Genomic DNA, 12,617 nt, shown 5'->3' with positions numbered 1-12,617 from the left:
CGTCGTTTGAATGGCGGCGGGTGGGGGCTGGAGGACGGTGGCGACGCGGCGATCATGTCCGCCGCCGCGGGCGGACCGTTCCGGTAGCGTCGGAGACGACAGACGAGTGGAGGACGAATATGGCGGATAAGGGCGACATCGGCTGGCGGGTGATGGCCGGCGCCGCGGCGTTCGCGGGCGGCTTCGTCGCGAAGAAGGCGATCACCCTGGTCTGGAAGAAGAGCACCGGCAAGGAGCCCCCGACGAATCCCGAGTCGCCGGAAGTCGACCTCGCCGAGGCCGTCGGGTGGGCGGTGGTGATGGGGGTCGGCATGGAACTGGCCCGCCTGCTCGCCACCCGCGCCGTGGCGCACCAGTACGCGAAGGGCACCGGTCAGCTGCCGTCCCACTTCAAGACCGAGGGCTGACCCTATTGGATCGGGGGTCCAGTCCGCCCCGTCCGGCCCCGGTGCGTATCGTGGTCGGTCCCCGCGTTCGACGAAGGCACCGAAGGGACCGACCACGATGCGCTTCCCGTTCGAGGACGAGCTGAAGGCCGAGCGCCGCCGGCTCGTCGACACCCTCGCCGGCCTGACGGACGACGAGTTCGACGCGGGCCCGACCCTGTGCTCGGAGTGGGCCCCGCGGGACGTCCTCGGGCACCTCATCGGCCTCGACTACCCCGCGGCGACCTACCTCCGGCACGGATGGCACGTGAACAGGGCCAACGAGGCCGCCGCCGACCGGGCCAGGCGGATCTCCCGCGACCGGCTGATGGACTGGGCCCGGCACTGGGCCGACGAACCGTCCGCCTCGTCCCGGTCCGCCGCGGGGTTCCTGCTCGGCGACCTCGGCGTCCACCACCAGGACGTCCTGCGGGGGCTCGGCCGCACCCGCGAGGTCCCCGGCCCGGTCGCCACGGCGATCTTCCGGGAGGGGCTGCAGCTCAGCCTGTGGCTCAACCGCCGGGTCCTGCGGCACCGCCTCGTCCCGACGGACGGGCACCGCCCGGTCGGCCGGGGCCGCGAGGTCACCGGCACCCGGGAGGCTCTCGGCATGTGGCTCACCGGCCGCGACTCGGTGGCGCCGGAGCTCCGGTTCGCCTGAAGCCGGGCCCGCGGGCCGGCCTTCCGCTCAGGGGGTGCAAGCGGCCGGTCGGGGGCTCAGGCGGCGGTCAGAGGTTCAGGCGGCGGCAGGGGTTCAGGCTGCGGTCAGGGGTTCAGGCGGCGCTCGTGGTCGCCCGGGAGCGGGGGCGTGATCCCGGCGGTCTCGCGCAGGTCGTTGCGGACCTTCATCGCCAGCGCCCTGGTCGCGGAGCGGTTGAGGGCGGCGCCCGCGGCGGCGCCGGTGAGGAACGGGCCCATGGTGCTCATGCTGCGGCCGAAGGTGCGCAGCATCCGCTTGCGCAGGGCCGACTTGGCGGCGGTGCCGAGAGCGCTGGTCAGCGACCCGGTCTCCAGGGGGTTGATGCCGCGCTGCCGGGCCCAGGACGTGACGAACGCGGCGCCGCGCGCCGTGCCGGTGCCCTGGACGCGGACGCCGTACACCTCGTGCAACTCGGCGATCATCTTGACCTCGATGGCCGCGACGACGAGCGTCTCGGCGGCGAGCTGGGCGGGCGCGGACAGCAGCAGCGGCGGGGCGCTGAACTCCACCGCGGCCAGCGCGCCGCCGGCCGCGCCGACGGCGGTGGTGCCGTTGCCGGCCACCTTGACGAGCCGGTCGGCGAGCGCCTCGCCCATCAGCCCGCGGTGGTGGGCCTGCAACGTCTCCAGGTCGCGGATCGGGATGTGCGGCGCGGCCTCCACGAGCAGGTCGGCCAGCCACCTCCCGCGCCCGACCCCCGCGGCCCCCACCTTGCGGGCGCTCTGGCCGAGCAGCCTGGCCAGCCGTCCGAGCAGGCGGCCGCGGGTCGCGCGGTCCATGTCCTCATCGGCGGTGAGCCGTCCGATCAGCTCACCCAGCTCCGTGGAGCCGCCGCCGCGCGCCGGCTCCACCTCGTCATGACGCTTCTCGATCTCTCCCGACACCCTGCGGCCACTCCCGGTCAGGCGGCGCACTCACGGCAGATCGGCTGGCCGTTCTTCTCGCCGGCCAGCTGGCTGCGGTGGTGCACCAGGAAGCAGCGCGTGCAGGTGAACTCGTCGGCCTGGCGCGGAACCACCCGGAAGGTGAGCTCCTCGTTCGACAGGTCGGCGCCGGGCAGCTCGGCCACCTCACCGGCGTCCAGGTCCTCGTCGATGATGCTGGCGGCCTTGTCGGCCCGCCGGGCCTGGAGCTCCTGGAGGCTGTCCTCGCTGAGATCGTCGTCTGTCTTGCGTGGGCTGTCGTAGTCGGTCGCCATCTTCTATCTCCATCCCCCTCAGTGCTTTATGCGCCCCGTCGGGCGGATCTAACGCTCAACGGGCCGTTCTTGTGCCCGATCCGGGCGGGAAATTCTGTCACGGTTGGTGACCTGCGACACACAAGGCGCGACCGTTCCCACGAGTGACGGCAGTCACCCGGATCTTTCCTCGTCCTGTGTCTTCCGTCACATGCCCGGCGGGTGCCGACGGCCCGGTTCCGAGGCCGGGGCACCTGCCGGAGTTCCCGCGGCGGCGGGGATCATATCGGTCCCGGCGGCGTTGCGCGCGCCGACCGGCCCCGTGTTGCGGCAGGTTCGGCGGGACGCGCGGCGAGACGGCCCGACCCGGCCGCCGGAAGAGCGAACCAGACTGATCGGTGAAACGTCTGAACTAACGCGATATCGTGCCCGCCTGAGGTTGGGGGCGGGCCCCCTGCGGAGGTTCGGTTCTCCCGGTGACGCGGTTCGGTCGCCGGGACGGGGCCCGCGGTGGGTCCGGCGCACAATGTCGCGGACATCACTGCGGGTCAATGGAGGGTCAGATGCCGGATGCCGCTCCGCTGGAGCCAGGCGATCCTAGGGCACTCGGACAGTACGAGGTCATCGGACGGCTGGGCGCCGGGGGTCAGGGCGCCGTCTTCCTGGGCAAGGCGCCCGGGGGCGAGTACGTCGCGGTCAAGCTGCTGCACGCGCAGATGGCCAACGATCCGGCCGCGCGTGCCCGGTTCACCCGTGAGGTGAGCGCGGCGCAGCGGGTCGAGCCCTTCTGCACGGCGCGGGTGATCGAGGCCGATGTCCACGGCGACCAGCCGTACGTCGTCAGCGAGTTCATCGACGGGCCGTCCCTGCACGACGTGGTCGCGCACGACGGGCCGCGGAGCGCCACCGAGCTGGAACGGCTCGCGATCGGCACCGCGACCGCGCTCGCGGCGATCCACGAGGCCGGGATCGTGCACCGCGACTTCAAGCCGAACAACGTGATGCTGGCCTCCGACGGGCCGCGCGTCGTCGACTTCGGCATCGCGCGGACGGTCAACTCGCAGGAGAGCGCGGTCACCGCGACCGGCATGGTGGTCGGCACGCCCGGCTACCTGGCGCCCGAGCAGCTCACCGGCGCGCCGCTCACCCCGGCCGTCGACATCTTCGCCTGGGGCGCGACCATGGTGTTCGCCGCCACCGGGCAGTCGCCGTTCGAGGCCGACACGCTGCCGGTCATCATCAACCGGATCCTCAACGAGGAGCCGGACCTGTCGGCGCTGCCCGCCGGTCCGCTGCGCGACCTGATCGGGCGCTGCCTGTCCAAGGACGCCGGCCTGCGCCCGCCCGCCCCGCAGCTGCTGCTGAACCTGCTCGGCGCGGTCGGCGCCGCGCCCGCCGGGCAGTCGGCCGGGCAGGAGGAGCTGCTCAACCAGGGCACCCGGATCGCCTCGCAGCTTCCGCCGCCGCCCCCGGTCCCGCCCGCGCCGCAGCACCGGCCGCAGCCGCAGATCACGCCGCCGCCCATGCCGATGCACCAGGGCGCGATGGGCGGCCCGGCGACGCCGCCGCCGCAGCCGATCACGCCGCCGCCCATGCCGATGTACCAGGGCGCGCCGCCGCCACCGCCACCGCCGCAGCACCAGATGCCGATGCAGCAGCCGATGCCGCCGGGACCGGGCTACGGGCCGCCGCCGAAGCAGTCCAGCTCGGCCGGGCCGATCATCGCGATCGGCTGCGGCGCGCTCGCGCTGATCGTGATCCTGGTCGTCGTGGTGCTGGCGATCATCGGCGCCAACAGCGACGACCCGGACCCGGACCCGTACACCTTCCCGACGCCGACGCGGACGTACACGCCGCCCAGCATCCCGACGCCGCGCACGACCGGCGGGCTGGTGGGCAACTTCACCGGCGACGGGAACCAGCCGGGCGCCGGCGCCGGGCACACCGAGTTCGAGGTCAAGTTCTCCCTGATCTACACGACCGGCGTCGCGACGTACACCTACCCGTCCGGCGCGCAGGACAAGTGCTACACGCGCCTGTCGCTGCTGTCCTCGGAAGAGAGCAAGGTCGAGTACCGGGAGACGCCCATGGCGGGGATGGACCCGAAGGAGTGCGCCGCCGGGTACGTCACCTTCATCCCGTCCTCGTCCGGCACCTCGATGCGGTGGGAGTGGCGGCAGAACCAGTCCGACGTGAGCGCCGGCGCGTACGGGACCGTGTCGAAGGCCTGACGCGCGGGCGGGAGCGATCCGCCCTGGCGAGACGGAACGCCCTGACCGGCCGTGGCGGCCGGGCAGGGCGTTCCGCTTTCCGGGGCTCGCGGTGGGGCGGCGCGTCAGCCCGGCGGGAGCCGGACGGTGACGATCAGCCCGCCGCCAGGGCGGGGCGCCGCGTAGACCGCGCCGCGGTGCGCCAGCACCACCGAGCGGACGATCGACAGGCCGAGGCCCGCGCCCTTGGACGACTCGACGCGGTCGGCGTTCAGCCGCCGGAACGGCTCGAACAGCCGCTCCACCTCATAGGCGGGCACCACCGGCCCGGTGTTCTCGACCTGGACGGTGGCGTAGCCGTCGAGCATGCCGGTGCGCAGCCACAGCTCGCCGCCCTCCTCCTCGTTGTGCTTGACGGCGTTCTCGACGAGGTTCGACACCAGGTGCTCCAGCAGCACCGGGTCGCCGAGCGCCGTCCCCTGCGTCAGCTCCGGGTGGACGGCCACGTCGTTGTCGTGCTCGCGGCGGGCCGACTGCTCCAGCACCGTCGCGGCCACCTCGGCCATGTCGACGGGGGTGCGGGCGGTCAGCTCCCGCTCGCTGCGGGCGAGCAGCAGCAGCCCCTCGATGAGCCGCTCGTGCCGGGCGTTGGTGGCCAGCAGCGTCCGGCCGACGGTGCGCAGGTCGTCCGACACCTCGGGGTCGCCGAGCGCCACCTCCAGCAGCGTCCGGTTGATCGCGAGGGGGGTGCGCAGCTCGTGCGAGGCGTTCGCGACGAACCGGCGCTGGGAGTCGAACGCCTGGCCGAGGCGCTCCAGCATCGCGTCGAAGGTGTCGGCCAGCTCCTTGATCTCGTCGTCCGGGCCCTCCAGCGCGATGCGCTCGTGCAGCGTGCTCTCCGACAGCCGGCGCGCGGTCGTGGTGACCCGCTGCAGCGGGCTGAGCGCCCGGTCGGCGACGAACCAGCCGAGCACCAGGGTGATGACCCCGACCCCGCCGAGCGCGAGCAGCGACCGCCCGACGAGCTGCTTCATCGTCTGCTCGACGAACTGGCGCTGCAACTCGGCGGACTCGGCGTCGGAGATGCCGAGCCCGATCACCTTGACGTTGCCGAGGATGTTGGCCATCAGGAACGACATCACGAACAGCAGCAGCGCCCCGGCCACGAAGAACAGCAGGCCGTACAGCAGGGTGAGGCGCAGCCGGACGCTCATCCGGCCGGGCAGCGCCGCGAGTTCGGCCACGGGCCCGCGGCCGTCGGCGCGCCACATGCCCTTCGCGGCCGGCGGCGGCTGCGGCACCTGCTGCGGGCCGGGGCGCCGCCACCGGCCGCCGCGCCGGGCGCCGCCGTCGCCGCCGGGGACGGCGGTCGGCTGGGTCGCCCGCGCGCCCGCCTCCTGCGCGGCGTTCGGGCGCGTGTCGCCGGACCCGGGGGACCGCGCGTCCGTGCCGGGCTCCTCGGGGCCCGGCCGGGCCCCGCTCACAGCCGGTACCCCACGCCCGGCACGGTCTCGATCACCGGCGGGTCGCCGAGCTTCTTGCGCAGCGTCATCATCGTGACCCGGACGACGTTCGTGAACGGGTCGATGTGCTCGTCCCACGCCTTCTCCAGCAGGTGCTCGGAGCTGACGACGGCGCCGTCCGCGCTGAGCAGCACCTCCAGCACCGCGAACTCCTTGCGGGTCAGCTCGACCGGGCGGCCGTCCCGGGCGACCTCGCGGCGGGCCGGGTCGAGCGTGATCCCGGCGCGCTCCAGAACGGGCGGCAGCGGCGCGGCGGCGCGCCGGCCGAGCGCCCGCACCCGGGCGATCAGCTCGGCGAACGCGAACGGCTTGGCCAGGTAGTCGTCGGCGCCGATGGACAGGCCCTCGACCCGGTCGTCCAGCTCGCCCGCCGCCGTCAGCATGATGATGCGCGCCGGGTAGCGCTGCGCGACGAGCTGCTTGCAGACGTCGTCGCCGTGGACCTTGGGCAGGTCGCGGTCGAGCACGATCACGTCGTACTCGTTGACGCCGGCCCGCTCCAGCGCCCCCGCGCCGTCATAGGCCACGTCCACGGCCAGCGTCTCCCTGCGCAGGCCGGTGGCGATCGCGTCGGCGAGCACCCGCTCGTCCTCGACGACTAGAACACGCACAGGGTCCCCCTCCTGGTGGGGGCGCGGCCGCCCCCGGGCCTTCAGATATGCCACGGGCACCGTAAGAAGCCCGTAAACGGGCGTTCAGCTCGGCGTACGCCGGGGCGTGACCTCGTGGACGCAAGAATCCGCGAAAATTGCATCCGCGAACAGGTTTGCTTTCAGCTTAGGTCTGGGTAGGGCATGGAGACGATCCGGGAGGAGGCCCATGGGCGAGCTGTCACGCATGATCCAGCAGCGGCTCGATGACGCGTACGCGTCGCTGCGCACCGCCCACGCAGAGGGAGACACCTACCTGGCGGACATCCGTCAGGAGGAGATCAGCGAACTGCGCCGGATCGCAGCGAACAACGACATCGGCGTCGAACCACCCCGCTGCGACTGACCCGCCGCAAGAGCGCACACCCCCGCAGGAGGAGCCCGGGACAGCCTGCCGTCCCGGGCTCAGTCGCGTGTGGGGTCCAGCGGGGCCAGGAGGTCGTGCAGGGCCTCGAACGTGCCCGGCCCGGCCGCCACGGTCAGCTCCGGGCTCGCGGGCGCCCCGTGCAGGCCCTCGACGCGTCCGCCCGCCTCCTGGACGATCAGCGCCCCGGCGGCGACGTCCCACGCCTGGACGCCCCGCTCGTAGTACGCGTCGACCCGTCCCGCCGCGAGGGAGCACAGGTCCACGCAGCAGGAGCCGCCGCGCCGGATGTCGCGGACGTTCGGCAGCACCCCGGTGAGGACCCGCGCCTGCCCGGCGCGCCGTCCCGCGTCGTAGCCGAACCCCGTGGCGACCAGCGCCCTGCCGAGCGGGACCCGCGCGTTCACCCGGAGTTCGCGGGTGCCGGACGCGGTGTGCAGGAGGGCGCCGCCGCCGCGCACGGCCGTGTACGACTCGCCGCGGCGCGGTATCTCCACCGCCCCGGCGACGGCCTCGCCGTCCACCTCGGCGGCGATGCTGACCGCCCAGTCGGGCAGGTCGTAGAGGTAGTTCACGGTCCCGTCGATCGGGTCGACCACCCAGCGGACGCCGCTGCCGCCCGCGCGGGTGCCGCCCTCCTCGCCGAGGAACGCGTCGTCCGGGCGCGCCGCCCGGATCCGCTCGATGATCAGCTGCTCGGCGGCGCGGTCCATCTGGGTGACGACGTCGGTCGGGGACGACTTGGTCTGCACGACGTCCGGGCCGTCCGCGGGACGCTTGTCGACCAGCATCCGGCCGGCCTCGCGCGCGGTCGCCGCGGCGAGTTCCAGCAGCTCGTCCGCCAGGCCCATGTGTGCCCGGCGGGCGGGGACGACCCCCGGCTCCCCCCGGTTCGCTTCGCTCATTCGGTCTCTCCAAGGAGGTGGCGGGGCAGGGCGGCGAAGCGGGGGTCGGCGCCGGGCGTGGCGGCGCGCGCGAACGGGATCCCGAGTTCGGCCGCCCGCTCGGCGGCCTCCACATCGAGGTCGTACTTGACCTCCATGTGGTCGGAGACGAACCCGATCGGGACGACCGCGACGCCGTTGACGCCCTCCTTGTGGAGTCGCTCCAGATGGTCGGTGATCTGGGGCTCCAGCCACGGCTGGCCCGGGGGCCCGCTGCGGCTCTGGTAGACGAGATCCCAGGGCGCCCCGGGGGCCGCCCCGTCCGCGACCGTGCGCGCGGCCCGCTCCAGTTCGGCGACGTACAGTTCGCGGTTGGGCTGGGACAAGGGCACGCTGTGCGCGGTGAAGACGAGGCGCGCGCCTACTGGGACGCGTCTCAGGGCGTCCTTGGCGGCGTCCGTGAACGGATCGATGAAGCCGGGCCTGTCGCAGTAGACGGGGAGCTTGACGATCTCGGGGGCGTCCTGGACCTCGTCACGGGCGCGCGCGATGTCGTCGAGGTACTGGTCGTTCGTGGAGAAGCCGCTGTAGGCGGACGTCACGAACGCGGCGGCGCGGCGGATGCCGTCGGCCTTCATCTGCCGGACGGTGTCGGCGAGGTAGGGGGTCCAGTTCCGGTTGCCCCAGTAGACCGGGAGATCCACCCCGTGGGCAGCGAAGTCGCTCTCGATCGCCGCCTTGAGGTCCCGGCAGAGCCCGTTGATCGGGCTGACCCCGCCGAACAGGTGGTAGTGCTCCCCCACCTCCTCCAGGCGCTCCCTGGGGATGTTGCGGCCGCGGGTCACGTTCTCCAGGAACGGGATCACGTCCTCGGGCCCCTCCGGCCCCCCGAAGGACAGCAGAAGCAACGCGTCGTACGCCGTCATGCCTCCATCCAACCAGCCCGCACCGGATGCCCGATTCAGGCCCGGCCGCAGGGGCTCACTCGTACCTGGCCGCGTACGCCTTGGCAAGGTTCAGGACCTTCTGGACGTACCAGTCGGCGTGGTTGTAGTGCCACACCGCGTTGTAGAGCTGCTTGCCGCCGCGCCCCGCGCCGTTCGCGCACAGGTACTTGGCCGCGCCCGGGATGGCGTCGTAGGGGTTCATGATGTCGGCCTTGCCGTCGCCGTCGCCGTCCACCCCGTACGCCTTCCACGTCGCGGGCATGAACTGCATCGGGCCGAGGGCGCCCGCGCTGGACCGGCCCGCATTGCGGCCGTGGTCGCTCTCCACCTGACCGATCGCGGCGAGGACCGTCCAGGACAGGCCCTGGCAGGTGGTGGCGGCCTTCTTGTAGAGGTCCAGGTAGCTCGCCGAGCGGCCGCCCCCGGACGACTGGTACTTGTTCTCGTGCAGGTTGAGCACGTTCGTGCCGGGCCCGAGCACCTTGCCGACGGCCTTCACGACCTTGGCGGGGCTCACCCCGGGCGCGTTGACGAGGACCGCCACGTTCGGGACGAGGCCCATCTCGCCGCCGGACTTCTCGCTCACCAGCATGTCGATGCCGGGCAGGCCGAGAGGGCCGGAGCCGCCCATGGTGAGGTTCGGCATCGTCCGCCCGACCACCGGGTACTGGTAGCCCTTGGTGAGCTGCAGCTGCTCGGCGGCGGCCGGGGACACCACGAACCGGTTCCCGGCCAGCGCCTCCCACAGCTCGGTCTTCTTGGCCGTGTCGGGCGGCGTCCAGGACCGGAACGCCGACGGGTCGACGGCGAACGCGTTCACCTGGCGTCCCTGGAGCTGGACGGCGCCGCCCGCGACCGCGGACACGTCCTTCACCCGGGGCAGCTTCGCGATCCGCTTGATCTTGGCGGCGGAGATCGAGGCGCCGCCGACGGCGAGCACGTCCGGCGGCACGACCCGCCGCAGTGGCGCGACCTGGCCGCCGGTGGCCACGTTGACCGGGTCCCCGGCACCGGCCCCGGCCCCGGCGCTCGGCGGCTGGTCCGCCTGCGGCGGTCCGGACGCGGCGGGCTCCCCCTTCTCGGCGGTCAGCGCCGCGTACACGCCGCCGGAGGTGCTGGCGATGGCGAGGACCGCGATGCCGCCGATGAGGAACGGCAGCGCCCGGCGGCCGCGCCGCGGCGGCGCGCTCGCCGCGCCGCGCGGATCGCGCCGCTTCTTCTCCGGCCTGGGCCTCGGCGGGCGGGCGGCGGGCGCCTCACCATCGCCGGACCCTCCCGCGACGGGGCCGGTGCGTGATGCTGGTGGAGAAGCCACAACATTTCCCAACGAGTCTCGCTACGGACGGTTAGCCAGCCGTGGTTACCGGATCGTACGTTATCGCCGGTTCCGGCCTTCTTCCCGGTTCCGGGCCGGGCAAAAACATGAACTTTCCTCACTATCGATTGCCGAGTAGAGTCGCCCCATGTCCCCCGACAACACCCGAACGTGGCAGAACTGGGCGGGAAACCAGCAGGCCACGGCGCAGCGCGTCGCCGCGCCGCGCACCGCCGGCGAGGTGGCGGAGGCGGTCCGCTCGGCCGCGGACGACGGCCTCACCGTCCGCATGATCGGCACAGGGCACTCCTTCACCGGCGCCGCCGTCGCCGACGGGGTCCTGCTGCGCCCGACGGCGCTCACCGCGGTCCGCTCGGTCGACACCGCAACCGGGCTCGTCACCGTCGAGGCGGGGCTCCCGCTCCACGCGCTCAACCGCGTGCTCGACGAGCACGGCCTCGCGCTGGCGAACATGGGCGACATCCAAGAGCAGACCGTCGCGGGCGCCCTGCAGACCGCCACGCACGGCACCGGACGCGACGCCGCCGGGCTCGTCTCCCAGGTCGCCGCGCTCGAACTCGTCCTCGCCGACGGCAGCACCGTGACGTGCTCGCGCGAGCAGCGTCCCGACCTCTTCGACGCCGCGCGCGCGGGCCTCGGCGCGCTCGGCATCGTCACCGCCATCACCTGGCGGACCGTCCCCTCGTTCCTCCTGCGCGCGCAGGAGGAGCCGATGAAGTGGGACGAGGTGCTCGCGCGCGTGGACGAGTTCGACGCCGCCAACGAGCACTTCGAGTTCTACTGGTTCCCGCACACCGAGGGCTGCCTGACCAAGCGCAACAACCGCGTCGAGGGCCCCGCGGCGCCGGTGTCCAAGTTCCGGTACTGGCTGGACGACCAGTTCCTGTCGAACACGGTGTTCGGCGCCGTCAACCGGCTCACGCACGCCGCGCCCGCCGTCACGCCCTTCGTGAACGGCATCTCCGCCAAGGCGCTCGGGGCCCGCACCTACAGCGACACGTCCTACAAGGTCTTCACCAGCCCGCGGACGGTCCGCTTCAAGGAGCAGGAGTACGCGATCCCGCGCGAGGAACTCGTCCCCGCGCTGCGCGAGCTCCGCTCCCTCTTCGCCAGGCGGGACTGGCGGATCAGCTTCCCCATCGAGGTCCGGCTGCTCCCGCAGGAGGACGCCTGGCTGTCGATGGCCCACGGGCGGCAGAGCGCGTTCATCGCCGTGCACGTCTACCACCGCGACCCGCACGAGGACTACTTCGGCGGCGTCGAGGACCTGCTGACGTCGCTCGGCGGCCGCCCGCACTGGGGCAAGCTGCACACGCGCGACGCGTCCTACCTGGAGAAGGTCTATCCGCGGTTCGGCGACTTCCGCGCCCTGCGCGACGAACTCGACCCCGACCGCCGCTTCGCCAACCCGTACACGAGGCAGGTCTTCGGCGACTAGCCGTACTAGCCCGCCGGGGTCTGCGGCACGTCCGCGCCCTGGCCGTCGTCCTGCGGGCCGCCGGTCGGCGCCGGCGTGCTCGGGGCCGTCGGCACCGACGTCGTCGGCGGCTCCTGCGTGGGCTGCCCGGTGGGCCCGTCCGTCGGGCGGGGATCCGGCGCGGTCGGCTCCGTCGAAGGCGTCCCGTCCGTGGGCTGCCGGCTCGGGCCGCCGCTCGGCTCGGTCGTCGGAGCGTCGGACGGGCTCTGCGACGGGGTGTCGCCGGTCCGCCCGCCGCCTCCGCCGTCCAGCACGTTGGTGACCGTCAGCCCCCGGTCGCTCCTGCCGATCGGCTGGCCCGTGGACGCCTCGATCGCCGTGATCCCGCCGATCACGACGGCGAACACCGCCGCCGACGCGACCACCAGCTTCACCCAGTGCGCCCTGGCCCACTCGACCGTGCTCCGCCACGCCGTCCGGCGGACGACCTCGCGCACCGCGTCCTCCCCCGCCGCCTCGGCGAGCGAGCCGGCGACCGCCTCCCGAGGATCGAGCCGCGTCGCGTTCGGGTCACCGCCGGGGTCGAGCCGGGTGGCGTTCGGGTCGCCGCCGAACGGGTCGAGCCGCGTCGCGTTCGGGTCCCCCTGCCACACGGCCGTCCGCGTCGGGTCGGCGCTCGTCGCCCGGCCCGCCGCGCCGTCGGCCGCCGCCCGGCGGCGCACCGCCGTCTGCAAGTGCGTCAGCTCCTTGATCTGCTCGCGGCCCTGGTCGAGGTAGTGCTTGCCCACCGCCGACCCCGCCGTCGAGATCACGCTCATCAGGGCGGCGCCGATGATCGTGCCGTACACCCCGAGATAGGACGCCCCGAAGGCGGCGACCGCCGTCGCCACCGCACTCGCGATCAGCTGCGTCGTACTGAGATCGGGCAGCTTGCGCGGCATGTTCTCGTCTGCTCCCGTCATTCGTCACGAAATCCCCCGAACA

Annotated in this window: 13 protein-coding genes; 5 read left to right on the top strand and 8 right to left on the bottom strand. The window is 73.3% G+C overall.

What is annotated here, in order from left to right; translation table 11 throughout:
- The first annotated feature begins 119 nt into the window (after positions 1-119).
- A complete protein-coding gene (locus tag SM611_RS06835) occupies positions 120-407 on the top strand; it encodes a DUF4235 domain-containing protein (RefSeq protein WP_371948109.1) in 288 nt (95 codons plus the stop codon).
- Positions 408-504: 97 nt separating this feature from the next.
- Positions 505-1,086 carry a maleylpyruvate isomerase family mycothiol-dependent enzyme gene (locus SM611_RS06830; RefSeq protein WP_371948107.1) on the top strand — a complete coding sequence of 194 codons (582 nt, stop codon included), beginning with the start codon at positions 505-507 and terminating at the stop codon, positions 1,084-1,086.
- A gap of 104 nt (positions 1,087-1,190) precedes the next feature.
- Here the strand turns inward: SM611_RS06830 and SM611_RS06825 are convergent, their stop codons facing one another.
- Positions 1,191-2,009 carry a hypothetical protein gene (locus SM611_RS06825; RefSeq protein ID WP_371948105.1) on the bottom strand — a complete coding sequence of 273 codons (819 nt, stop codon included), beginning with the start codon at positions 2,007-2,009 and terminating at the stop codon, positions 1,191-1,193.
- Positions 2,010-2,026: 17 nt separating this feature from the next.
- A complete protein-coding gene (locus SM611_RS06820) occupies positions 2,027-2,323 on the bottom strand; it encodes a DUF4193 domain-containing protein (protein WP_067488409.1) in 297 nt (98 codons plus the stop codon).
- 542 nt (positions 2,324-2,865) lie between these two features.
- Between SM611_RS06820 and SM611_RS06815 the strand changes: the two genes are divergently transcribed.
- Complete coding sequence (locus SM611_RS06815) at positions 2,866-4,533, top strand: serine/threonine-protein kinase (RefSeq protein WP_371948104.1); 1,668 nt, start codon at positions 2,866-2,868, stop codon at positions 4,531-4,533.
- A 104-nt stretch (positions 4,534-4,637) separates the two neighbouring features.
- Here the strand turns inward: SM611_RS06815 and SM611_RS06810 are convergent, their stop codons facing one another.
- Together SM611_RS06810 and SM611_RS06805 are read right to left on the bottom strand one after the other, a co-directional pair.
- Positions 4,638-5,996: a sensor histidine kinase gene (locus SM611_RS06810; protein WP_371948102.1), complete on the bottom strand. Its 1,359-nt coding sequence runs from the start codon at positions 5,994-5,996 to the stop codon at positions 4,638-4,640.
- Positions 5,993-6,646 carry a response regulator transcription factor gene (locus SM611_RS06805; protein ID WP_024935038.1) on the bottom strand — a complete coding sequence of 218 codons (654 nt, stop codon included), beginning with the start codon at positions 6,644-6,646 and terminating at the stop codon, positions 5,993-5,995. Before SM611_RS06805 ends, SM611_RS06810 begins: the two co-directional genes overlap by 4 nt.
- A 208-nt stretch (positions 6,647-6,854) precedes the next feature.
- Between SM611_RS06805 and SM611_RS06800 the strand changes: the two genes are divergently transcribed.
- On the top strand, positions 6,855-7,031 hold the full coding sequence (locus tag SM611_RS06800) for a hypothetical protein (RefSeq protein WP_168444606.1): 177 nt from the start codon (positions 6,855-6,857) through the stop codon (positions 7,029-7,031).
- Between the two features lie 59 nt (positions 7,032-7,090).
- On the opposite strand, the gene SM611_RS06795 is transcribed toward SM611_RS06800, so the two are convergent.
- From SM611_RS06795 to SM611_RS06785, 3 genes are read right to left on the bottom strand one after another with little or no spacing between them, the layout of a single operon-like run.
- Complete coding sequence (locus SM611_RS06795; RefSeq protein WP_371948717.1) at positions 7,091-7,900, bottom strand: inositol monophosphatase family protein; 810 nt, start codon at positions 7,898-7,900, stop codon at positions 7,091-7,093.
- Between the two features lie 50 nt (positions 7,901-7,950).
- The gene (locus SM611_RS06790) at positions 7,951-8,859 is read right to left on the bottom strand and encodes a ferrochelatase (protein WP_371948100.1); all 909 of its coding nucleotides are present in this window, start codon (positions 8,857-8,859) and stop codon (positions 7,951-7,953) included.
- 55 nt (positions 8,860-8,914) lie between these two features.
- On the bottom strand, positions 8,915-10,195 hold the full coding sequence (locus tag SM611_RS06785; protein WP_371948099.1) for a lytic transglycosylase domain-containing protein: 1,281 nt from the start codon (positions 10,193-10,195) through the stop codon (positions 8,915-8,917).
- Positions 10,196-10,343: 148 nt separating this feature from the next.
- Here SM611_RS06785 and SM611_RS06780 point away from each other — a divergent pair, with 148 nt between their 5' ends.
- Positions 10,344-11,654, top strand: coding sequence for a D-arabinono-1,4-lactone oxidase (locus SM611_RS06780; RefSeq protein WP_371948098.1), 1,311 nt, complete (start codon positions 10,344-10,346; stop codon positions 11,652-11,654).
- 5 nt (positions 11,655-11,659) lie between these two features.
- On the opposite strand, the gene SM611_RS06775 is transcribed toward SM611_RS06780, so the two are convergent.
- A complete protein-coding gene (locus tag SM611_RS06775) occupies positions 11,660-12,595 on the bottom strand; it encodes a hypothetical protein (RefSeq protein WP_371948096.1) in 936 nt (311 codons plus the stop codon).
- Between the last annotated feature and the right edge of the window lie 22 nt (positions 12,596-12,617).

Origin of the sequence: Actinomadura monticuli, from assembly GCF_041463655.1 — a bacterium.
Classification (GTDB): domain Bacteria; phylum Actinomycetota; class Actinomycetes; order Streptosporangiales; family Streptosporangiaceae; genus Spirillospora; species Spirillospora monticuli.
This window is presented reverse-complemented; position numbering and strand designations above follow the sequence as displayed.